Below are 25,455 nucleotides of genomic sequence, written 5' to 3' on the forward strand. Positions count from 1 at the left end.
ATTTCGAGCAAGCCCGTTCCTGCAAGAAGTTATACATAACTTGTAGAAGCGGGCTTGCACACGATAGGGTTCATCCAGTCAATTCATAGCCAGTCGGCTAACTACCACTTCGCATTTCTTGATCTTGATCTTGATCTTGATCTTGATCTTGATCTTGATCTTGATCTTGATCTTGATCTTGATCTTGATCTTGATCTTGATCTTGATCTTGATCTTGATCTTGATCTTGATCTTGATCTTGATCTTGATCTTGCTTCTAAGTGCACAATAGTTCAGGCGCCGCCAATTGCGACTTCAGTAGGCCGAGCGGAGTTCTTGCGAAGGGAGGTGACGGGCATGGATGCCCGTCAAGCGCTGCGCCCCAGGATGGGGCGTTCAGCGCGATCCTCCCGGGAGCAAGAACGGAGCGAGGGGACCCCGGAGCGAAGCGTAGGGGCCGGATGAATGGAGCGAGGATTTTTTGGTTCCTTTTTGATCCTTCAAAAAGGGACCCGCCGTAAGGGCGGAAAGGTGACTTTGCGTCACCATCGCAAATGAATGCGCATATAACTTTCAAAACTCATGCTCTAAAAGTCAAAGTCAAAGTCAAAGTCAAAGTCAAAGTCAAAGTCAAAGTCAAAGTCAAAGTCAAAGTCAAAGTCAAAGTCGGCTAGTGCTGGTTTTAATAGTTGTAAGTGCATTTATTTGTGATGTCGACGCATAGTCACCTTTTCGCCCTTACGGCGAGTTCCTTTTTGAAGGATCAAAAAGGAACCAAAAAATCCTCGCTCCATTCATCCGGCCCTCCGCTACGCTCCGGGTCCCCTCACTCCGGCCTTGCTCCCGGGAGGACCGCGCTGCAGGGCCCATCCTGGGCCCCAGCGCTTGACGGGCATCCATGCCCGTCACCTCCCTCCGCAAGGCCTGCGTTCGGCCTCCTGAAGTCGCGAAGGTACGGGCGGCGCCTGGGCTGGCGCAGCTGTCGCTAGCTGGGTGTGGCGCTAGACTCTCGATCGGCAACGGCAACGGCAACGGCAACGGCAACGGCAACGGCAACGGCAACGGCGGGCAGCGTCACCACTCTGTGCGTTCGTCGGCGCGCCGACTCAAACATCGATCGTTTCTCTGTCACGCAACTGTATTGTTGACTATCCTGCGATCTGTCCCAGTACACTTCGCAACTGTTACGGTATTCTGCCTCGGCAGTGAGTCGCACAAGAACAACGATCCCGTCCGCGCTTCGAGAACACGCCATGACCAACCTGCTGCTGTACCAGCGTATCGCCCAGCAACTGGCCGACGACATCCGCCGGGGTGTCTACCAGCCGGGCGAACGGGTGCCGTCGGTACGCAAGATGAGTGCCCAGCTCAATGTCAGCCACGCCACCGTGCTGCAGGCCTATGCCAATCTCGAGGACCAGGGCCTGATCCGTGCCCGGCCGCAGTCGGGCTACTATGTCCACCAGACTCCGGCGCTGACGGCGCAGACCCCGGATATCGCCCGGGTCGAGCGCCCCGGGCTGGTCACCCGAGCGAGCATTATCCAGCAGGTACTGGTTGAGGCGCGCCGCGATGGCGTCTTTCCCTTCGGCGCGGCGGTGCCCCATGTTGACTACTTGCCCGTGCGCGCCCTGCACCAGCAGTTGGCCAAGGTGACGCGCTTCCATAGCCCGCGTGCCTTCAGCTACATGTTCAGCCCCGGCTTCGAGCCGCTGCGCCGGCAGATCGCCATCCGCATGCGTGATGCTGGTGTACTGGTCGATCCCCGTGAAGTGGTGGTGACTCATGGTTGCGTCGATGCCCTGCAGATGTCGCTGCGGGTCCTGACCCGGCCGGGCGACCTGATCGCCGCCGAATCGCCTACCTACTATGGGCTGCTGCAGCTGGCGGACCTGCTCGGGCTCAAGGTCATCGAAATCCCCAGCGATCCCTCCACCGGCATCAGCCTGGAGGCCCTGCAACTGGCCGCCAACCAGTGGTCGATCAAGGCCCTGGTGCTGACGGCGCGGTTGAGCAACCCGCTGGGTGGCACCATTCCCGAAGAGCGGCAGAAACAGTTGCTGCGCCTGGCCTCGGATTTCGACATCCAGATTGTCGAGGATGATATCTACGGCGAGCTGATGTTCGAGCAAGGGCGCACCAAGTCGCTCAAGGCGTTCGATCGGCTGGACCGGGTGATCTACTGTTCGAGCTTCTCCAAGACCTTGTCGCCGGGGGTGCGGGTCGGCTGGATGATCGCCGGGCGCTATCAGGACGAGATCCAGCGACTGCAGACCTTCACCACCCACTCGGCGTGCAGCGTCACGCAGATGGCGGTGGCCGCCTACCTGGAGAATGGTGGCTACGATCGGCATTTGCGCTTCATCCGACAGGAATACCGCAAGAACCTCAGCGCTTACCAGCTGGCGGTGCAGCAGCACTTCCCGGAAGGCACGCAGATGACCCGGCCAACCGGTGGCTTCATTCTCTGGGTCAGTCTGCCGGGGCGGGTCAATACCCAGGAACTGCATGTGCGGGCGCTGGAGCAGGGCATCAGCATCGCCCCCGGGCTGATCTTCAGCAATACCGAGCAGTTCAACCACTGTATCCGGCTCAATTGCGGCATTCCCTGGAATCGCGAGGCCGAGCGTGCGGTGATGACGCTGGGGCTGCTGGCCCAGCAATTGTGCCGGGAATCGAACGGCATGCTGTTGTAGGCTTGTCAGACGAGTCGGGAACAGGGAGCATACGCGTTTTACAGCTTGCGCTCCTGGTACCCATGAACCTGCTTCGTCCTCTCGTCATCGCCCTGTGTCTCGCCTTGTCCTGGCTGTCGGTCGGTGCGGTGCAGGCTGCCGAACCGGCGGCCAAGGCGCAGGGTGTGCACAAGCCAGTGAACAAGGCATCCACCAAGGCCCCTGCCAAACCGCAGGCCAAGCCGGTAACCAAGGCGAAGCCCAAACCCAAACCGAAGGCCAGGGCTGTCAGCAAGGCCGTCGCCAAGCCGCTGCCCCAGCCGAAGATCGACCTGAGCCTGCCCAAGGACATGGTCAAGCATCTCGAGCCGGATCTTGGCGACGGGCCGGTGGTGCGCAAGCCGCTGCTGCCCTCGATGTTCCCCACCAAGCCCGAATCCGACAGCAGTCCGTTCCAGCTCAACGGCCGGCTGATCAGCAACGAAATGCAGTTGCAGTTGCGCAACGACAGTCGGCGGGATGTGGAAGGCGCGGCCATCGAATTCGAATTCCGCAACTGACTGCCGGGTCACGGCTGATTTCATCCGTCCGGCAATTTCAAACATATGTTTGAGCGGTTAGTATCCAGGGACGTTCGTCCCGTTTTGCTCCTGGGAGTCCTGTTGTCATGAAATGCCGCGAGGGCTGTGGTGCCTGCTGCATCGCCCCGTCCATCAGTTCGCCGATCCCCGGTATGCCGCAGGGCAAGCCGGCCGGCGAACGCTGCCTGCACCTGAATGTCGAAAACCTCTGTGCGCTGTTCGGCAAGCCCGAGCGGCCGCAGGTGTGTGGCGGCTTCAAGGCGGAAGCGGACATCTGTGGCAACGATCGTGACGAGGCCATCCGCATCATCGGGTGGCTGGAGCAGATGACGGCGGCGTGACAGGTTGGATCTTCGACAACAAGGAACAAGATGATGAGATCGATCAAAGGTATTGCACTGCTGTGTGGCATGGGCGTCCTGCTGGCACCGACGGCCTGGGCCGAGAACTGGCAGGTGGCCAAGGACGAGGAGGGGATCAAGGTTTCCCTCAGCGAGGTGGCCGGCTCGAAGTACAAGGCCTATCGCGGCGTGACTGTGATCAAGGCGCCGCTGGCCAAGGTCAAGGCGCTGCAGGAAGACGTGGCGGGGGCCTGTGCCTGGATCCACGAGTGCAAGTCGCAGAAGCTGCTCAAGAGCGAAGGTGACCAGAGCTGGACCTACACCCAGTTCAACACGCCCTGGCCGGTGACCCCGCGGGATTCGATCCTGCATGTGACCACGGTCCAGGAGGTTGATGGCAGTCTGACCCGCAAGCTTAAGGAAGAGCCGACGTATCTGCCGGAGGAAAAGGGCTTCGTGCGTGTCGCCCAGGTGGAAGGCTTCTGGAAGCTGGTGCCCAAGGGTGACAGCACTGAGGTGACCTACCAGGTGCACACCGAGCCGGGTGGCAGCGTGCCGTCGTGGCTGGCCAACAAGTTCGTGGTCGATGCGCCGTTCAATACCCTGAAGGGATTGAAGGAGCGCGCCGAGAAGAACTAAAGGCTGGCGTGTTCCCTGTGTAGGAGCGGCCTTGTGTCGCGAAAGGGCCGCGCAGCGGCCCCAGGATCTCGAGTCGGTCTCAAGATCGTCGGGGCCGCTGCGCGGCCCTTTCGCGACACAAGGCCGCTCCTACAGAGAAGCGGATCGTGTACCGGAACAATAAAAAAGGCTGCCCGAGGGCAGCCTTTTTGCGTTCAGCCAAGAGGCTTACTTGCGGTCCTTCAGCTCAACGATGTCGCGCTGCTCGTAGCCGGTGTACAGCTGGCGCGGACGGCCGATCTTGTACGGGCTGGAGAGCATTTCCTTCCAGTGCGAGATCCAGCCCACGGTGCGTGCCAGGGCGAAGATCACGGTGAACATGCTGGTCGGAATGCCGATGGCCTTGAGGATGATGCCCGAGTAGAAGTCGACGTTCGGGTACAGTGAGCGCTCGACGAAGTACGGATCGGTCAGGGCGATCTCTTCCAGGCGCATGGCCAGTTCGAGTTGCGGATCGTTCTTGATGCCGAGTTCGCTGAGGACTTCGTCGCAGGTCTGCTTCATCACGGTGGCGCGCGGGTCGCGGTTCTTGTACACGCGGTGACCGAAGCCCATGAGCTTGAACGGGTCGTTCTTGTCCTTGGCCTTGGCGATGAACTTGTCGATGTTCGAGACATCGCCGATTTCATCGAGCATGGTCAGTACCGCTTCGTTCGCACCGCCGTGGGCCGGGCCCCACAGTGCGGCGATGCCGGCGGCGATACAGGCGAACGGGTTGGCGCCCGAGGAGCCCGCCAGGCGCACGGTGGAGGTGGAGGCGTTCTGCTCGTGGTCGGCGTGGAGGATGAAGATCCGGTCCATTGCCTTGGCCAGCACCGGGCTGATCGGTTTGATCTCGCACGGGGTGTTGAACATCATGTGCAGGAAGTTCTCCGCGTACGACAGGTCGTTGCGCGGGTACATCATGGGCTGGCCCATGGAGTACTTGTAGACCATCGCGGCCAGGGTCGGCATCTTGGCGACCAGGCGCACCGCGGAGATTTCGCGGTGCTGCGGGTTATTGATGTCCAGCGAGTCGTGATAGAACGCCGACAGGGCGCCGACCACACCGCACATCACCGCCATCGGGTGGGCGTCGCGGCGGAAGCCGTTGAAGAACGACTTCAACTGCTCGTGAACCATGGTGTGGTTCTTCACGGTGCTGACGAACTGGGCCTTCTGCTCGGCATTCGGCAGTTCGCCGTTGAGCAGCAGGTAGCAGGTCTCGAGGTAGTCCGACTGTTCGGCGAGCTGTTCGATCGGGTAGCCGCGGTGCAGCAGGATGCCCTTGTCGCCGTCAATATAGGTGATCTTCGACTCGCACGAGGCGGTCGCCATGAAGCCGGGGTCGAAGGTGAAGTGGCCGGATGCCCCCAACCCGCGGACGTCGATAACATCGGGACCAACGGTGCCGGTTAAAATGGGCAGCTCGACGGGGGCAGCGCCCTCGATGATCAACTGCGCTTTTTTGTCAGCCATGTGGCCTCCTATTAATGCTTGAAATCATCAGACAGACCCCCCACGCAGGGCCCGCACCACTATAGAGGGATAAATTCGAATGTCAATTTGCCTAAAGGCTGGTTGAAACGCCCCTTGAAGCCTGGTTTTTCACGAAATTCTCGCCCGTTTACGCCTTTTGTTCACTAAAGGCAATGCGCTATTTGGGCGAGCCCCTCACGTTGTCATAAGCAGCCTAACTGTCTATACTCGGCAGCCGACTCCCAGGGGCTTTCAAGCCCGCCCTGCTGGGTGTCGTCGCTCTCCTGGGTGGTGGGTACCTGACCAGTACACTTACCAACAACTTTGCCCTGTTAGCTAGGGGCTCTTCAGTGTGAAAAAAGCCGTGAAAAGCCAACGACCTGTAAACCTAGACCTAAGGACCATCAAACTCCCGATCACCGCGTACACGTCCATTCTTCACCGTATCTCCGGCGTCATCCTGTTCCTCGGCCTTGCCATCATGCTTTACGCACTGGGCAAGTCGCTGGGTAGCGAGGAAGGCTTTGCCGAGGTGAAGGCGTGTCTGACCAGTCCGCTGGCCAAACTGGTGACCTGGGGCCTGCTGTCCGGCCTGCTGTATCACCTCGTGGCAGGTGTGCGCCACCTGATCATGGACATGGGCATCGGTGAGACGCTGGAAGGCGGCAAGCTGGGCTCGAAAATCGTGATCGTCATCTCCGTGGTGCTGATCGTTCTGGCAGGAGTTTGGGTATGGTAACTAACGTCACGAACCTGTCGCGTTCGGGCCTCTACGACTGGATGGCGCAGCGCGTCTCGGCGGTCGTTCTCGCGGCTTACTTCATCTTCCTGATCGGCTACCTCGCCGCCCACCCGGGCATCGACTACGCCCAGTGGCACGCTCTGTTCACCAACAACGCGATGCGCATCTTCAGTCTGCTGGCCCTCGTTGCCCTGGGCGCCCACGCCTGGGTCGGCATGTGGACCATTGCCACCGACTACCTGACGCCGATGGCGTTCGGCAAGTCGGCGACTGCGATTCGTTTCCTGTTCCAGGCGGTATGCGGCGTAGCGATGTTCGCTTACTTCGTCTGGGGTGTGCAGATTCTCTGGGGTATCTGATTCATGGCTAACATTCCTACGATTTCCTTCGACGCCATCATTATCGGTGGCGGCGGCGCTGGCATGCGCGCAGCGCTGCAGCTGGCTCAAGGCGGCCACAAGACTGCCGTAGTCACCAAGGTGTTCCCGACCCGTTCGCACACCGTTTCCGCCCAGGGCGGCATCACCTGCGCCATCGCTTCGGCCGACCCGAATGACGACTGGCGCTGGCACATGTACGACACCGTCAAGGGTTCCGACTACATCGGTGACCAGGACGCGATCGAATACATGTGTCAGGAAGGCCCGGCCGCGGTCTTCGAGCTGGACCACATGGGTCTGCCGTTCTCGCGTACCGAGACCGGTCGCATCTATCAGCGTCCGTTCGGTGGCCAGTCCAAGGACTTCGGTAAAGGTGGCCAGGCCGCCCGTACCTGCGCCGCTTCCGACCGTACCGGTCACGCGCTGCTGCACACCCTGTACCAGGGCAACCTGAAGGCAGGCACCACCTTCCTCAACGAGTACTACGCCGTCGACCTGGTGAAGAACCAGGACGGCGCCTTCGTCGGTGTGATCGCGATCTGCATCGAAACCGGCGAAACCATGTACATCAAGTCCAAGGCCACCGTGCTGGCGACTGGTGGTGCGGGCCGTATCTACGCCTCCACCACCAACGCCCTGATCAATACCGGCGACGGTATCGGCATGGCGCTGCGTGCCGGTGTACCGGTGCAGGACATCGAGATGTGGCAGTTCCACCCGACCGGCATCGCCGGCGCCGGTGTACTGGTAACCGAAGGTTGCCGTGGTGAAGGTGGCTACCTGATCAACGCCCACGGCGAGCGCTTCATGGAGCGTTATGCGCCGAACGCGAAAGACCTGGCTGGCCGCGACGTGGTTGCCCGTTCCATGGTCAAAGAGATCATCGCCGGCAACGGCGTGGGCCCGAACAAGGACCACGTGCTGCTGAAGCTGGATCACCTGGGCGAGGAAGTGCTGCACAGCCGCCTGCCAGGTATCTGCGAGCTGTCCAAGACCTTCGCCCACGTCGACCCTGTGGTCGCGCCGGTCCCGGTCGTTCCGACCTGCCACTACATGATGGGCGGCGTTGCCACCAACATTCATGGCCAGGCCATCACCATGGACGCCGAAGGCAAGGACCACATCATTCCGGGCCTGTTCGCGGTCGGTGAAGTGGCGTGCGTATCGGTCCATGGCGCCAACCGCCTGGGCGGCAACTCGCTGCTCGACCTGGTGGTGTTCGGCCGTGCCGCCGGCCTGCACCTGGAAAAGGCGCTGACCGAAGGCGTCGAGTACCGCGATGCCAGCGACACCGACGTCGATGTTGCCCTGAACCGCCTGAACAAGCTCAATGAGCGTACCAGCGGTGAAGACGTGGCAAGCCTGAAGCGCGAACTGCAGAGCTGCATGCAGAACTACTTCGGTGTATTCCGTACCGGCGAATACATGCAGAAGGGTATCGAGCAGCTGGCTGGCCTGCGTGACCGCATCGCCAACGTCAAGATCAACGACAAGTCCCAGGCCTTCAACACCGCGCGTATCGAAGCGCTGGAGCTGCAGAACCTGCTGGAAGTCGCCGAAGCGACCGCCATTGCCGCTGAAGCCCGTAAAGAGTCCCGCGGCGCGCACGCCCGTGAAGACTTCGAAGACCGTGACGACGAGAACTGGCTGTGCCACACCCTGTACTACCCGGGTGAGAAGCGCGTTGCCAAGCGTGGCGTCAACTTTGCGCCGAAGACAGTTCCTGCCTTCGAACCAAAAGTCCGGACTTACTAAGGGTGGCTGCTATGTTGAAAGTCGAAGTTTATCGTTACAACCCCGACACCGACTCGGCGCCCAAGATGGAGTCGTTCGACGTCGATACCGGCGGCAAGGACCTGATGGTTCTGGACGTGCTGGCGCTGATCAAGGAAAAGGACGAGGGCTTCTCGTACCGTCGCTCCTGCCGTGAAGGCGTGTGCGGTTCCGATGGCATGAACATGAACGGCAAGAACGGCCTGGCCTGCATCACCCCGCTGTCGGGTGTGGTCAAGGGCAACAAGCTGGTCCTGCGTCCGCTGCCTGGCCTGCCGGTCATTCGTGACCTGGTGGTCGATATGAGCATCTTCTACAAGCAGTACGAGAAGGTGAAGCCTTTCCTGCAGAACGACACGCCGGCCCCGGCCATCGAGCGTCTGCAGTCGCCGGAAGATCGCGACAAGCTGGACGGTCTGTACGAGTGCATCCTGTGCGCCTGCTGCTCGACCTCCTGCCCGTCGTTCTGGTGGAACCCGGACAAGTTCCTGGGCCCCGCCGCACTGCTGCAGGCCTACCGCTTCCTGGCCGACAGCCGTGACACCAAGACTCAGGAGCGCCTGGCGTCCCTGGATGACCCGTTCAGCGTATTCCGCTGCCGCGGGATCATGAACTGCGTGAACGTTTGCCCGAAAGGTCTGAATCCGACCAAGGCAATCGGCCACGTACGTAACATGCTGCTGCAAAGCGGCACCTGATTCAAAGCGTTGTACCTGCAGTAAGCCGAGGTGCGGGTGGTGAGCCCGCACTGAGGTAAAACCCGAGCAAGGGCCCAAAAAGCCCGCGCTCATTACCTATGAAGATATGAGACCAGCAGGGGCTTCCGGGCTGGTACCCGGAAAATCAGCAGGATCCAGGTGGCGTGGTTCAGTCGCTGTGTTCGGACTTTTCCAGGTTTGCTGTGGCTCTCGCCGATCAGTCCCCTAACCGAGGGTGACCAAGCATGCAAGAAAGCGTGATGCAGCGCATGTGGGATAGCGCCCACCTTTCAGGTGGTAACGCTGCATATGTGGAAGAGCTTTATGAGCTCTACCTGCACGACCCTAACGCTGTGCCAGAAGAGTGGCGCACTTACTTCCAGAAGTTGCCCGCCGACGGCAGCACCGCTACCGATGTATCGCACTCGACGATCCGCGACCATTTCGTACTGCTGGCAAAGAACCAGCGCCGCGCCCAACCGGTATCCGCCGGGAGCGTGAGCAGTGAACACGAGAAGAAGCAGGTTGAAGTGCTGCGACTGATCCAGGCCTATCGTATGCGCGGCCATCAGGCTGCCAAGCTCGACCCGTTGGGGTTGTGGCAGCGTCCTGCGCCCGTAGACCTGTCGATCAATCACTACGGCTTGACCAATGCCGATCTTGATACGACCTTCCGTGCCGGCGACCTGTTCATCGGCAAAGAGGAAGCGAGCCTACGCGAAATCTTCGAAGCGCTGCAGAAGACATATTGTCGCACCATTGGCGCCGAGTTCACCCACATCGTCGATTCCGAGCAGCGCAGCTGGTTCCAGCAGCGCCTGGAAAGCGTACGTGGCCGTCCGGAATTCTCCGCCGACGTGCAGGCTCACCTGCTCGAGCGCGTCACGGCCGGTGAGGGCCTGGAGAAGTACCTGGGCACCAAGTACCCGGGCACCAAGCGCTTCGGCCTCGAGGGTGGCGAAAGCCTGATCCCGATGCTGGACGAAATGATCCAGCGCTCCGGCTCCTACGGCACCAAGGAAGTCGTGATCGGCATGGCCCACCGTGGCCGCCTGAACGTGCTCGTCAACACCTTCGGCAAGAACCCGCGCGAGCTGTTCGACGAGTTCGAAGGCAAGAAGATGAACGAGCTGGGCTCCGGTGACGTGAAGTATCACCAGGGCTTCTCCTCCAACGTGATGACTCCCGGTGGCGAAGTCCACCTGGCCATGGCGTTCAACCCCTCCCACCTGGAAATCGTCTCGCCAGTGGTGGAGGGTTCGGTTCGCGCCCGCCAGGATCGCCGCAACGACACCGTTGGCGACAAGGTTCTGCCGATCTCCATCCACGGTGACGCAGCATTCGCCGGCCAGGGTGTGGTCATGGAAACCTTCCAGATGTCGCAGACCCGCGGTTTCAAGACCGGCGGCACCGTGCACATCGTGATCAACAACCAGGTCGGTTTCACCATCAGCAACCCGCTGGACGCGCGCTCCACCGAGTACGCCACCGACGTTGCCAAGATGATCCAGGCGCCGATCCTGCACGTGAACGGCGACGATCCGGAAGCGGTGATGTTCGTCACCCAGCTGGCCATCGACTACCGCATGCAGTTCAAGCGTGACGTGGTCATCGACCTGGTCTGCTACCGTCGTCGCGGCCACAACGAGGCCGACGAGCCGAACGGCACCCAGCCTTTGATGTACCAGCAGATCAGCAAGCAGCGCACCACCCGTGAGCTGTACGCCGAGCAGCTGATCAGCGCCGGTCGCATCGACGCCGAGCGCGCCCAGGCCAAGATCGACGAGTACCGCAACGCCCTGGACAATGGCCTGCACGTGGTCAAGAGCCTGGTCAAGGAGCCGAACCGCGAGCTGTTCGTCGACTGGCGTCCGTACCTGGGCCATGCCTGGACCGCGCGTCACGACACCCGCTTCGACCTCAAGACCCTGCAGGAGCTGTCGGCCAAGCTGCTCGAGCTGCCTGAAGGTTTCGTCGTCCAGCGCCAGGTCGCGAAGATCTACGAAGATCGCCAGAAGATGCAGGCCGGTGGCTTGCCGATCAACTGGGGTTATGCAGAGACCATGGCCTACGCCACCCTGCAGTTCGAAGGTCACCCGATCCGCATGACCGGCCAGGACATCGGCCGTGGTACCTTCTCGCACCGTCACGCGGTGCTGCACAACCAGAAGGACGCCAGCACCTACGTGCCGCTGAAGAACCTGTTCCCGGGCCAGCCGCGTTTCGACCTGTACGACTCCTTCCTCTCGGAAGAAGCGGTACTGGCCTTCGAATACGGCTACTCGACCACCACGCCGAACGCGCTGGTGATCTGGGAAGCCCAGTTCGGCGACTTCGCCAACGGTGCGCAAGTGGTGATCGACCAGTTCATCACCAGTGGCGAGCACAAGTGGGGCCGCCTGTGCGGTCTGACCATGCTGCTGCCGCACGGCTATGAAGGCCAGGGTCCGGAGCACTCCTCCGCGCGTCTGGAGCGCTACCTGCAGCTGTGCGCCGAGCACAACATCCAGGTTTGCGTGCCAACCACCCCGGCACAGATCTACCACCTGCTGCGTCGCCAGGTCATCCGTCCGCTGCGCAAGCCGCTGGTCGTGCTGACGCCGAAGTCGCTGCTGCGCCACAAGCTGGCCATCTCGACCCTGGAAGACCTGGCCGATGGCTCGTTCCAGACCGTGATCCCGGAAATCGACACCCTGGATCCTGCCAAGGTCGAGCGCCTGGTCCTGTGCGGTGGCAAGGTCTACTACGATCTGCTGGAAAAACGCCGTGCCGAAGGCCGCGAAGATATCGCCATCGTGCGTATCGAGCAGCTGTATCCGTTCCCTGAGGACGACCTGGTCGAGATCCTCGCGCCTTACACCAACCTCAAGCATGCAGTGTGGTGTCAGGAAGAGCCGATGAACCAGGGCGCCTGGTACAGCAGCCAGCACCACATGCGCCGTATCCTGGGCCGCCACAACAAGGCGCTGGTCCTGGAATACGCCGGTCGCGACGCTTCTGCCGCGCCAGCTTGTGGTTACGCATCGAAGCACGCCGAACAGCAGGAAAAACTGCTGCAAGACGCCTTCACTGTCTAACGCCTTCGCGCACCTGAAACCGAATTTAAGGAAACACAGATAATGGCTATCGAGATCAAAGCCCCAACCTTCCCGGAATCGGTTGCCGATGGCACCGTTGCCACCTGGCACAAGCAGCCGGGCGACGCCGTCAAGCGTGACGAGCTGATCGTCGACATCGAGACCGACAAGGTCGTCCTGGAAGTCCTGGCCACCGCCGACGGCGTGCTGGGCGCCATCGTCAAGGGCGAGGGCGACACCGTCCTGTCCGACGAAGTCCTGGGCTCGATCGTTGAAGGTGGCGCCGCCGCCGCAGCTCCGGCTGCCGCGCCTGCCGCTGCTGCGCCGGCCGCCGCTGCCGCCGACGCTGGCGAAGACGACCCGGTTGCCGCTCCAGCCGCGCGCAAGCTGGCTGAAGAGAACGGCATCGACCTGGCTACCGTTGCCGGCACCGGCAAGGGCGGTCGCATCACCAAGGAAGACGTCGTCGCCGCCGTCGCCAACAAGAAGTCGGCCCCTGCCGCTGCACCGGCTGCCAAGCCGGCCGCTGCTGCCGCTGCCCCGGTCGTCGTCGCCGCTGGCGACCGTACCGAGAAGCGCGTGCCGATGACCCGCCTGCGCGCCAAGATCGCCGAGCGTCTGGTCGAAGCCCAGTCGAACATGGCCATGCTGACCACCTTCAACGAAGTCGACATGACCGAAGTCATGGCCCTGCGTTCGAAGTACAAGGACCTGTTCGAGAAGACCCACAACGGCGTGCGCCTGGGCTTCATGTCGTTCTTCGTCAAGGCTGCCACCGAGGCGCTGAAGCGCTTCCCGGCGGTCAACGCCTCGATTGACGGCAACGACATCGTCTACCACGGCTTTGCTGACGTCGGCGTCGCCGTCTCCAGCGACCGTGGCCTGGTGGTACCGGTGCTGCGCAACGCCGAATCGATGTCGCTGGCCGAGATCGAGAACGGCATCGCCACCTTCGGCAAGAAAGCCCGTGACGGCAAACTGTCGATCGAAGAGATGACTGGCGGTACCTTCACCATCACCAACGGTGGTACCTTCGGCTCGATGATGTCGACCCCGATCGTCAACCCGCCGCAGGCCGCGATCCTGGGTATGCACAACATCATCCAGCGCCCGATGGCCATCAATGGCCAAGTGGTGATCCGCCCGATGATGTACCTGGCGCTGTCCTACGACCACCGCCTGATCGACGGCAAGGAAGCGGTAACCTTCCTGGTGACCATCAAGAACCTGCTGGAAGATCCGTCTCGCCTGCTGCTGGACATCTAATCAACTAGCTGCGCGCCGCCGGCCCCGCTCTTCGCAAGAGGCGGGGCCGTGCGGTACGCGGCCTGTAGCTTGTAGCTGATAAGGAATCTTTTATGACCCAGAAATTCGACGTAGTGGTGATTGGTGCAGGTCCTGGCGGCTATGTTGCCGCCATCAAGGCTGCCCAACTCGGTCTGAAGACTGCCTGTATCGAGAAATACACCGACGCCGAGGGCAAGCTGGCCCTGGGCGGCACCTGCCTGAACGTGGGTTGCATTCCGTCCAAGGCGCTGCTGGACAGCTCCTGGAAGTACAAGGAAGCCAAAGAGAGCTTTAACGTGCACGGTATCTCCACTGGCGAAGTGAAGATGGACGTTGCCGCGATGGTTGGCCGCAAGGCCGGTATCGTCAAGAACCTGACCGGTGGCGTCGCCACCCTGTTCAAGGCCAACGGCGTCACTTCGATCCAGGGCCACGGCAAGCTGCTGGCCGGCAAGAAAGTCGAAGTCACCAAGGCTGACGGCACCACCGAAGTCATCGAAGCCGAGAACGTGATCCTGGCTTCGGGTTCGCGCCCGATCGACATTCCGCCGGCCCCGGTCGACCAGAACGTCATCGTCGACTCCACCGGCGCCCTGGAATTCCAGAGCGTACCGAAGCGCCTGGGCGTCATCGGTGCCGGCGTCATCGGCCTGGAGCTGGGCTCGGTATGGGCTCGCCTGGGTGCCGAAGTCACCGTCCTGGAAGCCCTGGACACCTTCCTGATGGCTGCCGACACCGCCGTGTCGAAAGAAGCCCAGAAGACCCTGACCAAGCAAGGCCTGGACATCAAGCTGGGTGCTCGCGTCACCGGCTCGAAAGTCAACGGCAACGAAGTCGAAGTCACCTATACCAATGCCGAAGGCGAGCAGAAGATCACCTTCGACAAGCTGATCGTCGCGGTCGGCCGTCGTCCGGTGACCACCGACCTGCTGGCTGCCGACAGCGGCGTGACCATCGACGAGCGTGGCTACATCTTCGTCGACGATCACTGCGCCACCAGCGTTCCGGGCGTCTACGCCATCGGTGACGTGGTGCGCGGCATGATGCTGGCGCACAAGGCCTCGGAAGAGGGCATCATGGTCGTCGAGCGCATCAAGGGCCACAAAGCCCAGATGAACTACGACCTGATCCCGTCGGTCATCTACACCCACCCGGAAATCGCGTGGGTCGGCAAGACCGAACAGGCGTTGAAAGCCGAAGGCGTTGAGGTTAACGTGGGCACCTTCCCGTTCGCGGCCAGCGGCCGTGCGATGGCGGCCAACGACACCGGTGGTTTCGTCAAGGTCATTGCCGATGCCAAGACCGACCGCGTACTGGGCGTTCACGTGATCGGCCCATCGGCTGCCGAGCTGGTTCAGCAAGGCGCGATCGCAATGGAATTCGGCACCAGTGCCGAGGACCTGGGCATGATGGTCTTCAGCCATCCGACCCTGTCCGAAGCGTTGCATGAAGCAGCGCTGGCGGTGAATGGCGGTGCCATTCACGTCGCCAACCGTAAGAAGCGTTAATTATAAGAAACCACGGCGGGCTGCCCGTCGTGGGTCTTGCGTGCAAGACTCACCGCGGAACGTCCGCCGGACCGGATCACATGGGAAAACCCGGGGTCAACGGTCACAGGTGGTGCGGCGCCAGTAATGGCGCAGCGCCGAAGCGCAGTACCTAACGAAGACGGTAAAAAGCATGAATCTTCACGAGTATCAGGGTAAGCAGCTGTTCGCTGAATACGGCCTGCCAGTTTCCAAGGGTTTCGCAGTCGACACCCCTGAAGCTGCAGCAGAAGCCTGCGACAAGATCGGCGGTTCCGAGTGGGTTGTAAAAGCCCAGGTTCACGCGGGTGGTCGCGGTAAAGCGGGCGGCGTCAAGCTGGTTCGCAGCAAGGAAGACGCCAAGGCGTTCGCTGCCCAGTGGCTTGGCAAGAACCTGGTTACCTACCAGACCGACGCCAATGGTCAGCCAGTTTCCAAGATCCTGGTCGAATCCTGCACTGACATCGCCAAAGAGCTGTACCTGGGCGCTGTAGTCGATCGTTCGAGCCGCCGCATCGTGTTCATGGCTTCCACCGAAGGTGGCGTGGACATCGAGAAAGTCGCTCACGACACTCCTGAGAAGATCCTCAAGGCCACCATCGATCCGCTGGTCGGCGCTCAGCCGTTCCAGGGTCGCGAGCTGGCGTTCCAGCTGGGCCTGGAAGGCAAGCAAGTTCAGCAGTTCGCCAAGATCTTCGTAGGCCTGGCCAAGCTGTTCAAGGATCACGATCTGGCCCTGCTGGAAGTGAACCCGCTGGTGATCAAGGCCGACGGCGATCTGCACTGCCTCGATGCCAAGATCAACATCGACGCCAACGCCATGTACCGTCAGCCGAAGCTGAAGACCTTCCACGACCCGTCGCAGGACGACGCCCGTGAAGCCCACGCCGCCAAGTTCGAACTGAACTACGTTGCCCTTGAAGGCAACATCGGCTGCATGGTCAACGGTGCCGGCCTGGCCATGGGTACCATGGACATCGTCAACCTGCACGGCGGCAAGCCAGCCAACTTCCTCGACGTAGGCGGCGGCGCTACCAAAGAGCGCGTTACCGAAGCGTTCAAGATCATCCTGTCCGACAGCAATGTCGCGGCCGTCCTGGTCAACATCTTCGGCGGCATCGTTCGCTGCGACATGATTGCCGAAGGCATCATCGGCGCTGTGAAAGAAGTCGGCGTCAAGGTTCCGGTTGTCGTTCGCCTCGAAGGCAACAACGCCGAACTGGGCGCTAAAGTACTGGCAGAAAGCGGTTTGAACATCATTGCGGCAACCAGCCTGACCGACGCTGCTCAACAAGTTGTCAAAGCTGCGGAGGGCAAGTAATGAGCGTCCTGATCAATAAAGACACCAAAGTCATCTGCCAGGGCTTCACCGGCTCGCAGGGTACTTTCCACTCCGAACAAGCCATCGCCTACGGCACCAAGATGGTCGGCGGCGTCACCCCGGGCAAGGGTGGCACCACCCACCTGGGCCTGCCGGTGTTCAACACCGTGAAAGAAGCTGTAGAAGCCACCGGCGCTGACGCGTCGGTCATCTACGTACCGGCTCCTTTCTGCAAGGACTCGATCCTGGAAGCCGCCTTCGGTGGCATCAAGCTGATCGTCTGCATCACCGAGGGTATTCCTACCCTCGACATGCTGGATGCCAAGGTCAAGTGCGACGAGCTGGGCGTGACCCTGATCGGCCCGAACTGCCCAGGCGTGATCACTCCGGGCGAGTGCAAGATCGGCATCATGCCGGGTCACATCCACCTGCCAGGCAAGGTCGGTATCGTTTCGCGTTCCGGCACCCTGACCTACGAAGCTGTGAAGCAGACCACCGACGCCGGCTTCGGCCAGTCGACCTGCGTCGGCATCGGCGGTGACCCGATCCCGGGCTCCAACTTCATCGACATCCTGAAGCTGTTCCAGGAAGATCCGAAGACCGAAGCGATCGTCATGATCGGTGAGATCGGCGGTTCCGCTGAAGAAGAAGCCGCGGCCTACATCAAGGCCAACGTGACCAAGCCTGTCGTTTCCTACATCGCCGGTGTTACCGCACCTGCGGGCAAGCGCATGGGCCACGCTGGCGCCATCATCTCTGGTGGCAAGGGTACTGCGGACGAGAAGTTCGCCGCCCTGCAGGACGCCGGTGTGAAAACCGTGCGTTCCCTGGCTGACATCGGCAAGGCCCTGGCCGAGCTGACTGGCTGGGAAGTCAAGAAGTAAGTAACACGCAGTACCCCCCACGCGCACAAAGGCCACCTTCGGGTGGCCTTTGTCGTTGTTGCGGCTGTGCCGGCCTCTTCGCGGGTAAACCCGCTCCCACAGGGCATCACACAATCCCTGTGGGAGCGGGTTTACCCGCGAAGAGGCCGGAACAGGTGATGAGGAAAATTCGATCACCTCAATCAGGATTTTCAACCAGACATCTACTCAAATGAGCAATAAATTGTCGCCTAACACGTTCAACCAGACGACAAACACATACGCACATCGGACAAGCAGCACTGTGCCAGTGCGTTTGTCAGGCAAAACAGGTAGGCTACGCGTTCACTCTGTGCCCGTACCCCAAAAGGGAACGACACGCTAAACGGGTCTGGCTCACCAAGCCGGGCAGCATTTCCCTTCATCCTATGGGAAATCCCCTCCGACTCCCGATTTCAGCAGTGTGGTATTTCCTTAAATGAAAGTGTTAAAAGGCCAGGATATCCTGGCACTTGGCTTTATGACGTTCGCGCTGTTCGTCGGCGCCGGCAACATCATCTTCCCGCCCATCGTCGGCCTGCAATCCGGCCCGAACGTATGGATGGCCGCACTCGGCTTCCTGGTCACCGCCGTAGGTCTGCCGGTCATCACCGTCATCGCCCTGGCCAAGGTCGGTGGCGGCATGGACGCCCTGAGCAGCCCAATCGGCAAGTTCTTCGGTGGCCTGCTGGCGGCCGTGTGCTACCTCTCGGTCGGCCCGCTGTTCGCCACTCCGCGTACCGCGACCGTGTCGTTCGAAGTGGGCGTTGCACCGCTGACCGGCGAGAGCCCGACGGCGCTGCTTATCTACAGCATCGTGTACTTCGCCGTGGTGCTGGCCGTGTCCATGTACCCGGGCAAGCTGCTCGACACCGTGGGCCGTTTCCTCGCGCCGTTGAAGATCATCGCCCTGGCGGTGCTGGGCATCGCGGCCTTCGCCCTGCCGGCCGGCACCATTGGCGAGGCCCAGCCTGCCTACGCCGCCGCTGCGTTCTCCAAAGGGTTCTCCGATGGCTACCTGACCATGGACACCCTGGGCGCCCTGGTCTTCGGTATCGTCATCGTCAACGCCATCCGCTCACGTGGCGTCGAGTCGCCGAAGCTGATCACCCGCTATGCCATCATCGCCGGCCTGATTGCCGGTGTCGGCCTGGTGCTGGTGTATGTCAGCCTGTTCCGCCTCGGCGCGGGCAGCCATGACATCGCCGCCGACGCCACCAACGGCGCGATGGTCCTGCATGCCTACGTGCAGCACACCTTCGGTTCCCTGGGCAGCGGCTTCCTCGCCGTGCTGATCGCCCTGGCCTGCCTGGTGACCGCCGTTGGCCTGACCTGCGCCTGCGCCGAGTATTTCAGCCAGATCCTGCCGCTGTCGTACCGCACCCTGGTGGTGATCCTGGCCGGCTTCTCGCTGGTGATCTCCAACCTGGGCCTGACCAAGCTGATCATGTTCTCGATTCCCGTGCTGACGGCGATCTACCCGCCGTGCATCGTGGTCGTGGGCCTGAGCTTCGTGAAGGACCTGTGGAATTCGCCAACCCGCATCCTGGCCCCGGTCATGCTGGTGTCGCTGGTGTTCGGCGTTGTCGATGCGATCAAGGGCAGCAGCTTTGCCCACGTACTGCCTGACGCCTTGGCCCATCTGCCGTTCAGCAACGAAGGCATGGCCTGGCTGGTGCCTTCGGTGGTCACCCTGGCCGCCGCCGTGGTCTTCGACCGCATGTTGGGCAAGCCGCGCGAGGCGCTGGCCTGATGGATTGAAACCTGAAGGGCAGGGCGCTGGCCACAAGCCGAAGGGCGCCTGACCAAGGTGGATATCGAAACCCCGCTTCCTGTGAAGGAGCGGGGTTTTTTATTGCCTGTGCCGGCCCTTTCGCGGGTAAACCCGCTCCCACAGGCACCGTGTGATCCCTGTGGGAGCGGGTTTACCCGCGAAGAGGCCAGTGCAGGAAAAGCCAAAAATGGCGCACATGTGTCTTATGGCGAATCCGGACGTCGAAAACCGGTCTGTTTCTCTTTCACGGGATTCCTGCATGAGCTTCATCCAAAACAACCTGGGCAACCTCCTGGCCGCCTGCTGGTTCGCCATCTGCTGGGGCGGCTACACCCGCTACGCCATCTGGAAAGGCCGCGACACGGCGTGCCTGGCCAGCGTGCTGCACCTGTACCGCGAAGACTGGATGCGCCGCATGCTGCTGCGCGACAACCGCATCGCCGATGCCAGCGTGATCGGCAACCTGGAGCGCAACGCGTCGTTCTTCGCCTCCAGTACCCTGATCATCCTCGCCGGTATCCTCACCGTGCTTGGCGCGTCGGATCGCGCGCTGTCGCTGCTGGCCGACCTGCCATTGGTACAGCAGGCCTCGCAAGGGATGTCCGAAATCAAGCTGCTGTGCCTGGCAACGGTATTCGTCTACGCCTTCTTTACCTTCAGCTGGTGCATGCGCCAATACAACTTCGCCGCGGTGCTGGTGGGCTCGGCCCCGATGATCGGCGAGCGTCTGGTCAACGAACTCGAACGCAAGGCTTTCGCGTCGAGGGCGGCGCGGGTGCTGTCGCTGGCCGCCAACCAGTTCAACCTGGGGTTGCGTTCGTATTACTTCGGCATGGCCATGTTGAGCTGGTTCATCAGCCCCTGGTTGTTCATGGTCATGAGCGTCGGCGTTGTATTCATCCTGTATCGCCGCGAGTTCCATTCCCATGTGCTGGAAGTGATGGTGTTCACACCGACCGAAAGTGTGTCGGTAGAGCCAGGCAAGGACACTTCCGGTATTGCCGGCTGAAGCCTTTCAGCGTTAAACGCAGGTACAAAAAAACCCGACATTGTCGGGTTTTTTTGTACTGCGCGATTACTGCTTGGCAGGTTCGGCAGGTGCAGTGGTCGGCGCTGGGGTAGTCGGCGCGGCTTCCTCGGCGGCCTTCTGCTGCGCTTCGGCCTGATCTTTGGCGGCTTCGGCGTTTTCCTTGGCGGCTTCGTTCATCTTATCCTGAGCTTCGCCCATCTTCTCTTGGGCTTGCTCGGCGTGTTGCTGTGCGTCCTGGGCTTTGTCTTCGCTCGCTTTATCGCAAGCAGCCAGGCCCATGGCAGCGGCCAGCATCAGAGCAAAAGCAAAAGGTTTACGCATGGGGTGTTTCTCCTGGGTGGAATAACTTTACTTGTACCTTCGAGTTCGCCGGGTACGAATAAGTTCCACAAAGGTTACAGATATATAACTGCCCGACCTATATAGACTTTTTATCCATTTTATGCAGCGAGGGACAATGAACGAGACGCCGTTGATGGCGATGGCCGAGCGTTTTCTCTCGGCGCTGAAACATTGCCAGGTATTGCAGATGCGCGTGCACCACGCCGATGCCGACGGCATGACGCTGGTGCTGCCCTGGTCGCCGGCGATTGTCGGCAATCCACAGAACGGCGCGGTGCATGGCGGCGTGCTGACCACGCTGATGGACACCACCTGCGGCATGGCCACGCTCTGCGCGCTGCCCCGTTTCGAAGTGTGCCCGACCCTGGACCTGCGCATCGACTACATGCACCCGGCCGAGGCGGGCAAGGATATCTACGGTTACGCCCAGTGCTACCGGGTAACCCGGGATGTCATCTTTACCCGTGGCACCGCCTACCAGGATGACTCTGCGCAACCGATCTGCCAGGTGGTCGGCACCTTCATGCGCCTGGGGCAGGACGTCAAGGGTGGTATCCGCTTCGGCAACAGCCTCAAGGAGGGCCGCGCGTGATTCCTGCCGATATCCGTCAACAGCTGAACCAGGCCCATGCCCGCGGCGACTACCAGCCCCTGCTGGCGTTGATCCCGTATGCCGGGCTGATCGGCATCGAATGCGAGCGCCAGGGCGACGACCTGCTGTTCCGCCTGCCGGCCAACCCAGACAACATCGGCAATCCGTTGCTGCCGGCGATCCATGGTGGCGTCATCGCCGGGTTCATGGAGCTGTCCGCGGCGCTCTACCTGCTGATCTACAGCGAGAGCGCGAGTATTCCGAAGATCATCGATTTCTCCATCGACTACCTGCGCGCCGGGCATTTTCGCGACACCTATGCCCAGTGCCAGCTGTGGCGCCAGGGGCGGCGGGTGACCAACGTGGCGATCACCGCCTGGCAGGGCGATCGCGACACGCCGATCGCCACGGCGCGCGCGCATTTCAAGATCGAACCGGAAAAGCCCTTGAAATAGTCGGGGCTGCCCCCATCTGTTGGACATCCGCCATCAAAAGCAGGCCAGACGGCCGCCAGGCGCCAACAACCAACAGATTGGAGTTTTGAAGACCATGAGTGTGGAGACTCAAAAACAAACCCTGGGCTTCCAGACCGAGGTAAAGCAGCTGCTGCACCTCATGATCCATTCCCTGTATTCGAACAAGGAGATCTTCCTGCGCGAGCTGGTCTCCAACGCCTCCGACGCCGTCGACAAGCTGCGTTTCGAGGCCCTGGCCAAGCCTGAGCTACTCGAAGGCGGCGCCGAGCTGAAGATCCGCGTGAGCTTCGACAAGGCCGCCAATACCGTGACCCTCGAGGACAACGGTATCGGCATGAGCCGCGAAGACGTCATCGCCCACCTGGGCACCATCGCCAAGTCCGGCACTGCCGACTTCATGAAGAACCTCACCGGTGACCAGAAGAAGGACTCGCACCTGATCGGTCAGTTCGGCGTGGGCTTCTACTCCGCGTTCATCGTCGCCGACAAGGTTGATGTGTTCAGCCGTCGCGCCGGGCTGCCGGCCGCCGAAGGCGTGCACTGGTCGTCCAAGGGCGAGGGCGACTTCGAAGTTGCCACGGTCGACAAGCCAGAGCGCGGCACCCGCATTGTCCTGCACCTGAAGAAGGGCGAGGACGAGTTCGCCGATGGCTGGCGCCTGCGCAACATCATCAAGAAATACTCCGATCACATCGCCTTGCCGATCGAGCTGCCGAAAGAGCAGGCAGCGGCCGCCGAAGGTGAAGAACAGCCGGCGCAGGAGTGGGAAACCGTCAACCGCGCCAGCGCCCTGTGGACCCGCCCGCGTACCGAGATCAAGGACGAGGAATACCAGGAGTTCTACAAGCACATCGGCCATGACTTCGAAAACCCGCTGGCCTGGACCCACAACAAGGTCGAAGGCAAGCTCGAATACAACTCGTTGCTGTACGTGCCGGCCCGCGCGCCGTTCGACCTGTACCAGCGCGAAGCGCCACGTGGCCTGAAGCTGTACGTGCAGCGCGTGTTCATCATGGACCAGGCCGAGTCGTTCCTGCCGCTGTACCTGCGCTTCATCAAGGGCGTGGTCGACTCCAACGACCTGTCGCTGAACGTTTCCCGCGAGATCCTGCAGAAGGATCCGATCATCGATTCGATGAAGACCGCGCTGACCAAGCGCGTGCTGGACATGCTGGAGAAGCTGGCGAAGAACGAGCCCGAGCAGTACAAGGGCTTCTGGAAGAACTTCGGCCAGGTGCTGAAGGAAGGCCCGGCCGAGGACTTCGCCAACAAGGAGAAGATCGCCAGCCTGCTGCGCTTTGCCTCCACCCATGACGACAGCGGCGAGCAGAGCGTTGCCCTGGCCGACTACCTGGCCCGCGCCAAGGAAGGCCAGGACAAGATCTACTTCCTCACCGGCGAGTCCTACGCCCAGGTCAAGAACAGCCCGCACCTGGAAGTCTTCCGCAAGAAAGGCATCGAAGTGCTGCTGCTGACCGATCGCATCGACGAATGGCTGATGAGCTACCTCAGCGAGTTCGATGGCAAGGCCTTCGTCGACGTCGCCCGTGGCGACCTGGACCTGGGCAAGCTGGACTCCGAAGAGGACAAGAAGGCCCAGGAAGAAGTCGCCAAGGACAAGGAAGGCCTGGTCGAGCGCCTCAAGGGCGCGCTGGGTGACAGCGTGGCGGAGGTGCGTGTCTCGCACCGCCTGACCGACTCGCCGGCAATCCTGGCCATCGGCGAACAGGACCTGGGCCTGCAGATGCGCCAGATCCTCGAAGCCAGCGGGCAGAAGGTGCCGGAGTCCAAGCCGATCTTCGAGTTCAACCCGACCCACCCGCTGATCGAGAAGCTCGATGGCGAGCAGAGCGAAGATCGCTTCGCCGAGCTTTCGCACATCCTGTTCGACCAGGCGGCCCTGGCGGCCGGCGACAGCCTGAAGGATCCGGCGGCCTATGTGCGTCGCCTCAACAAGCTGCTGGTCGAGCTGTCCGCTTGATCTGACGCAGACAAAGCCCGCTTCGGCGGGCTTTTTCATTTCTGGCGGGGGCAAGCCCGCTCCCACGAATACATCTATCATGTGCTGACCCGTGAAGCCCAAGGAGAGCTGAATGAGCAAGGTCATCGTCGAATCGCTGGTCTATCACCTGTCAGGCAAAGCTTACGAAAGCCGTCTGGTTTACACCCAGGGCGCGCTGCCGCAGCCGGGGCTGGTGATGGCGCCGAACTGGATGGGTATCGGCGAGGGCGCCGAACGTATCGCCAGGGAAGTGGCCGAGCAAGGCTATGTGGTGCTGATCGCCGACCTGTACGGCCAGTCGGTACGTCCGTCCAATGCCGACGAGGCGGGCGCGGCGATGATGCCGCTGAAGAACGATCGCGCCGAGCTGCGCAAGCGCATGCAGGAGGCGCTGGCGCAACTGGTGGGGCAATCGAAGGCCTTGCTGGAGCCCGGCAAGGTGGCTACCTTCGGCTTCTGCTTCGGCGGCTGTTGTGCCCTGGAGCTGGCCCGCACCGGTGCCGACCTGAAGGCCGCTGTTTCATTCCATGGCACCCTGGATACGCCAAACCCCGAGGATGCCAAGCGTATCAAAGGCTCGGTGCTGGTCCTTCATGGCGCCTCCGACCCGCTGGTGCCCAAAGAGCAGCTACCGGCCTTTGAGGAGGAGATGAACGCCGCTAAAGTCGACTGGCAGTTGCTCAGCTACGGCGGTGCGGTGCACTCGTTCACCGACCCGAATGCCAATGTCCCGGGCAAGATGCAGTATGACCGGCGTACGTCGGAGCGGGCGTTCCGCGCGATGCATAACCTGCTCAAGGAAGTGTTCCAGCGCTGATACCGCAGGGGGACGCTTCGCGGCACAAGGCCGCTCCTACAGGGGGATGCGTATTTCTGTAGGAGCGGCCTTGTGCCGCGAAAGGGCTGCAAAGCAGCCCCAATTCAGCGGGGTAACTCGATTCTCGAAGTTTCCCCCAAGCACCGTCGGCCAATCCCCCGCAGCCCACTTGGCCCGCGCTCGCTCGATCAGTTCCGGATCACTGGCCACGAAATTCCAGTTCATCCGCCGCGGCCCATCCAGCGCCGCACCACCGATCAGCACCAGCTGGCACGCTTCTTCGGCGTACAGCACCACATCTTCGCCCTCCGGCAGCACGACCAGGCTGCAGGCCTCCGCGCGCTCGTCGTTGAGCGACAGTTCACCGTCCAGCACATACAGGGCGCGTTGCTCATGCTCGGCTGGGACTGTCAGCGTCGTGGCCGATTGCATGTGCACGTGGGCATACAGGGTAGGGGAGAGCACCGGCACTGGCGACTCCAGGCAAAAACCATAGCCGGCAATCATGCGGATCTGCACGCCGAGGCTGTCACTGACCGGCAGGCTCGCCGCCGGATGATGGCTGTAGCTCGGCTTGCCCTGCTCGTGCTCGCGAGGCGACGCCAGCCAGACCTGCAGCCCGTGCAGTCTTGAACCCTTGGCCAGCAGATCGGCTGGCGTGCGCTCGACATGCGCCACACCCGCCCCGGCAGTCATCCAACTGACGTCCCCGGGGCCCACGCGCTGGTCCGAACCCAGGCTGTCCTTGTGCTGGATTTCACCCTCGAACAGGTAGGTGAGGGTGGACAGGCCGATATGCGGATGCTGACGAATGTCCATGCCATGGCCCGGCGCGTAGTCGGTTTCCAGCATATGGTCGAAGAACACGAATGGGCCGACGCTGCGGCACTGCGCCGAGGGCAGCGGGCGCAGGATCGGCTGGCCCTCGACCGATTCGGCGCGTGGGCGGATGACCAGGGGACTGCTCATGGCGACACTCCTTGAGGGATGCCTGCAAGCATAGC

At 61.6% G+C, this 25,455-nt stretch carries 22 protein-coding genes and 1 pseudogene; 20 read left to right on the forward strand and 3 right to left on the reverse strand.

The window, feature by feature from the left end; translation table 11 throughout:
- The first annotated feature begins 54 nt into the window (after positions 1-54).
- The 5 genes from ACZ899_RS01220 (at position 55) to ACZ899_RS01240 (ending at position 4,215) form a co-directional block, all read left to right on the forward strand.
- The gene (locus ACZ899_RS01220) at positions 55-444 is read left to right on the forward strand and encodes a hypothetical protein (protein WP_485627182.1); all 390 of its coding nucleotides are present in this window, start codon (positions 55-57) and stop codon (positions 442-444) included.
- A gap of 788 nt (positions 445-1,232) precedes the next feature.
- Complete coding sequence (locus ACZ899_RS01225) at positions 1,233-2,675, forward strand: aminotransferase-like domain-containing protein (protein ID WP_203651806.1); 1,443 nt, start codon at positions 1,233-1,235, stop codon at positions 2,673-2,675.
- A 62-nt stretch (positions 2,676-2,737) separates the two neighbouring features.
- Entirely contained in the window at positions 2,738-3,214 is a 477-nt protein-coding gene (locus tag ACZ899_RS01230) for a hypothetical protein (protein ID WP_234560549.1), read from the forward strand.
- Between the two features lie 107 nt (positions 3,215-3,321).
- Complete coding sequence (locus ACZ899_RS01235) at positions 3,322-3,576, forward strand: YkgJ family cysteine cluster protein (RefSeq protein ID WP_023628900.1); 255 nt, start codon at positions 3,322-3,324, stop codon at positions 3,574-3,576.
- Between the two features lie 33 nt (positions 3,577-3,609).
- Entirely contained in the window at positions 3,610-4,215 is a 606-nt protein-coding gene (locus ACZ899_RS01240) for an START domain-containing protein (protein ID WP_234560548.1), read from the forward strand.
- A 207-nt stretch (positions 4,216-4,422) separates the two neighbouring features.
- Here ACZ899_RS01240 and gltA read toward each other — a convergent pair whose 3' ends face one another.
- Entirely contained in the window at positions 4,423-5,712 is a 1,290-nt protein-coding gene (gene gltA / locus ACZ899_RS01245) for a citrate synthase (protein ID WP_203651814.1), read from the reverse strand.
- A 352-nt stretch (positions 5,713-6,064) separates the two neighbouring features.
- On the opposite strand from gltA, the gene sdhC reads away from it, so the two are divergent.
- From sdhC to ACZ899_RS01300, 11 genes are all read left to right on the forward strand, one after another.
- Positions 6,065-6,451 (forward strand): succinate dehydrogenase, cytochrome b556 subunit, encoded by a 387-nt coding sequence (gene sdhC, locus ACZ899_RS01250; RefSeq protein WP_011534755.1) that lies wholly within the window; start codon positions 6,065-6,067, stop codon positions 6,449-6,451.
- Entirely contained in the window at positions 6,445-6,813 is a 369-nt protein-coding gene (gene sdhD, locus ACZ899_RS01255) for a succinate dehydrogenase, hydrophobic membrane anchor protein (RefSeq protein WP_023628896.1), read from the forward strand. The genes sdhC and sdhD overlap by 7 nt, the downstream gene beginning before the upstream one ends.
- Positions 6,814-6,816: 3 nt before the next feature.
- Complete coding sequence (gene sdhA, locus ACZ899_RS01260; RefSeq protein ID WP_023628895.1) at positions 6,817-8,589, forward strand: succinate dehydrogenase flavoprotein subunit; 1,773 nt, start codon at positions 6,817-6,819, stop codon at positions 8,587-8,589.
- Positions 8,590-8,600: 11 nt separating this feature from the next.
- Complete coding sequence (locus ACZ899_RS01265) at positions 8,601-9,305, forward strand: succinate dehydrogenase iron-sulfur subunit (protein ID WP_012315348.1); 705 nt, start codon at positions 8,601-8,603, stop codon at positions 9,303-9,305.
- Between the two features lie 245 nt (positions 9,306-9,550).
- Complete coding sequence (locus ACZ899_RS01270; protein WP_186734737.1) at positions 9,551-12,382, forward strand: 2-oxoglutarate dehydrogenase E1 component; 2,832 nt, start codon at positions 9,551-9,553, stop codon at positions 12,380-12,382.
- A 42-nt stretch (positions 12,383-12,424) separates the two neighbouring features.
- A complete protein-coding gene (gene odhB / locus ACZ899_RS01275; protein WP_110739477.1) occupies positions 12,425-13,648 on the forward strand; it encodes a 2-oxoglutarate dehydrogenase complex dihydrolipoyllysine-residue succinyltransferase in 1,224 nt (407 codons plus the stop codon).
- Between the two features lie 92 nt (positions 13,649-13,740).
- On the forward strand, positions 13,741-15,177 hold the full coding sequence (gene lpdA, locus ACZ899_RS01280) for a dihydrolipoyl dehydrogenase (RefSeq protein WP_028690460.1): 1,437 nt from the start codon (positions 13,741-13,743) through the stop codon (positions 15,175-15,177).
- Between the two features lie 172 nt (positions 15,178-15,349).
- On the forward strand, positions 15,350-16,516 hold the full coding sequence (sucC, locus tag ACZ899_RS01285) for an ADP-forming succinate--CoA ligase subunit beta (protein WP_023629628.1): 1,167 nt from the start codon (positions 15,350-15,352) through the stop codon (positions 16,514-16,516).
- Positions 16,516-17,400 (forward strand): succinate--CoA ligase subunit alpha, encoded by an 885-nt coding sequence (gene sucD / locus ACZ899_RS01290; RefSeq protein WP_004376004.1) that lies wholly within the window; start codon positions 16,516-16,518, stop codon positions 17,398-17,400. Before sucC ends, sucD begins: the two co-directional genes overlap by 1 nt.
- Positions 17,401-17,857: 457 nt before the next feature.
- Complete coding sequence (gene brnQ, locus ACZ899_RS01295; RefSeq protein ID WP_110739479.1) at positions 17,858-19,171, forward strand: branched-chain amino acid transport system II carrier protein; 1,314 nt, start codon at positions 17,858-17,860, stop codon at positions 19,169-19,171.
- Positions 19,172-19,451: 280 nt separating this feature from the next.
- Positions 19,452-20,201 (forward strand): DUF599 domain-containing protein, encoded by a 750-nt coding sequence (locus tag ACZ899_RS01300; RefSeq protein ID WP_203651816.1) that lies wholly within the window; start codon positions 19,452-19,454, stop codon positions 20,199-20,201.
- 66 nt (positions 20,202-20,267) lie between these two features.
- Here ACZ899_RS01300 and ACZ899_RS01305 read toward each other — a convergent pair whose 3' ends face one another.
- Complete coding sequence (locus ACZ899_RS01305; RefSeq protein WP_050706517.1) at positions 20,268-20,543, reverse strand: hypothetical protein; 276 nt, start codon at positions 20,541-20,543, stop codon at positions 20,268-20,270.
- A 136-nt stretch (positions 20,544-20,679) separates the two neighbouring features.
- On the opposite strand from ACZ899_RS01305, the gene ACZ899_RS01310 reads away from it, so the two are divergent.
- The 4 genes from ACZ899_RS01310 (at position 20,680) to ACZ899_RS01325 (ending at position 24,451) form a co-directional block, all read left to right on the forward strand.
- On the forward strand, positions 20,680-21,156 hold the full coding sequence (locus ACZ899_RS01310; RefSeq protein ID WP_234560547.1) for a PaaI family thioesterase: 477 nt from the start codon (positions 20,680-20,682) through the stop codon (positions 21,154-21,156).
- Positions 21,153-21,611, forward strand: coding sequence for a PaaI family thioesterase (locus ACZ899_RS01315; RefSeq protein ID WP_050706515.1), 459 nt, complete (start codon positions 21,153-21,155; stop codon positions 21,609-21,611). Before ACZ899_RS01310 ends, ACZ899_RS01315 begins: the two co-directional genes overlap by 4 nt.
- A 94-nt stretch (positions 21,612-21,705) precedes the next feature.
- Positions 21,706-23,613 (forward strand): molecular chaperone HtpG, encoded by a 1,908-nt coding sequence (gene htpG, locus ACZ899_RS01320; protein ID WP_234560546.1) that lies wholly within the window; start codon positions 21,706-21,708, stop codon positions 23,611-23,613.
- A gap of 112 nt (positions 23,614-23,725) precedes the next feature.
- Complete coding sequence (locus ACZ899_RS01325; protein ID WP_110739484.1) at positions 23,726-24,451, forward strand: dienelactone hydrolase family protein; 726 nt, start codon at positions 23,726-23,728, stop codon at positions 24,449-24,451.
- A 104-nt stretch (positions 24,452-24,555) separates the two neighbouring features.
- Here the strand turns inward: ACZ899_RS01325 and ACZ899_RS01330 are convergent.
- A pseudogene (locus ACZ899_RS01330) lies at positions 24,556-25,420 on the reverse strand (pirin family protein).
- Positions 25,421-25,455: the final 35 nt, after the last annotated feature.

It is taken from the genome of Pseudomonas sp. TE31087, assembly GCF_057284075.1.

Coding starts and splice junctions, on each gene's coding strand:
- ACZ899_RS01225 (WP_203651806.1), top strand. CDS start 1,233: ATGACCAACCTGCTGCTGTACCAGCGTATCGCCCAGCAACTGGCCGAC.
- ACZ899_RS01230 (WP_234560549.1), top strand. CDS start 2,738: ATGAACCTGCTTCGTCCTCTCGTCATCGCCCTGTGTCTCGCCTTGTCC.
- ACZ899_RS01235 (WP_023628900.1), top strand. CDS start 3,322: ATGAAATGCCGCGAGGGCTGTGGTGCCTGCTGCATCGCCCCGTCCATC.
- ACZ899_RS01240 (WP_234560548.1), top strand. CDS start 3,610: ATGAGATCGATCAAAGGTATTGCACTGCTGTGTGGCATGGGCGTCCTG.
- gltA (WP_203651814.1), bottom strand. CDS start 5,712: ATGGCTGACAAAAAAGCGCAGTTGATCATCGAGGGCGCTGCCCCCGTC.
- sdhD (WP_023628896.1), top strand. CDS start 6,445: ATGGTAACTAACGTCACGAACCTGTCGCGTTCGGGCCTCTACGACTGG.
- sdhA (WP_023628895.1), top strand. CDS start 6,817: ATGGCTAACATTCCTACGATTTCCTTCGACGCCATCATTATCGGTGGC.
- ACZ899_RS01265 (WP_012315348.1), top strand. CDS start 8,601: ATGTTGAAAGTCGAAGTTTATCGTTACAACCCCGACACCGACTCGGCG.
- ACZ899_RS01270 (WP_186734737.1), top strand. CDS start 9,551: ATGCAAGAAAGCGTGATGCAGCGCATGTGGGATAGCGCCCACCTTTCA.
- odhB (WP_110739477.1), top strand. CDS start 12,425: ATGGCTATCGAGATCAAAGCCCCAACCTTCCCGGAATCGGTTGCCGAT.
- lpdA (WP_028690460.1), top strand. CDS start 13,741: ATGACCCAGAAATTCGACGTAGTGGTGATTGGTGCAGGTCCTGGCGGC.
- sucC (WP_023629628.1), top strand. CDS start 15,350: ATGAATCTTCACGAGTATCAGGGTAAGCAGCTGTTCGCTGAATACGGC.
- sucD (WP_004376004.1), top strand. CDS start 16,516: ATGAGCGTCCTGATCAATAAAGACACCAAAGTCATCTGCCAGGGCTTC.
- brnQ (WP_110739479.1), top strand. CDS start 17,858: ATGAAAGTGTTAAAAGGCCAGGATATCCTGGCACTTGGCTTTATGACG.
- ACZ899_RS01300 (WP_203651816.1), top strand. CDS start 19,452: ATGAGCTTCATCCAAAACAACCTGGGCAACCTCCTGGCCGCCTGCTGG.
- ACZ899_RS01305 (WP_050706517.1), bottom strand. CDS start 20,543: ATGCGTAAACCTTTTGCTTTTGCTCTGATGCTGGCCGCTGCCATGGGC.
- ACZ899_RS01310 (WP_234560547.1), top strand. CDS start 20,680: ATGAACGAGACGCCGTTGATGGCGATGGCCGAGCGTTTTCTCTCGGCG.
- htpG (WP_234560546.1), top strand. CDS start 21,706: ATGAGTGTGGAGACTCAAAAACAAACCCTGGGCTTCCAGACCGAGGTA.
- ACZ899_RS01325 (WP_110739484.1), top strand. CDS start 23,726: ATGAGCAAGGTCATCGTCGAATCGCTGGTCTATCACCTGTCAGGCAAA.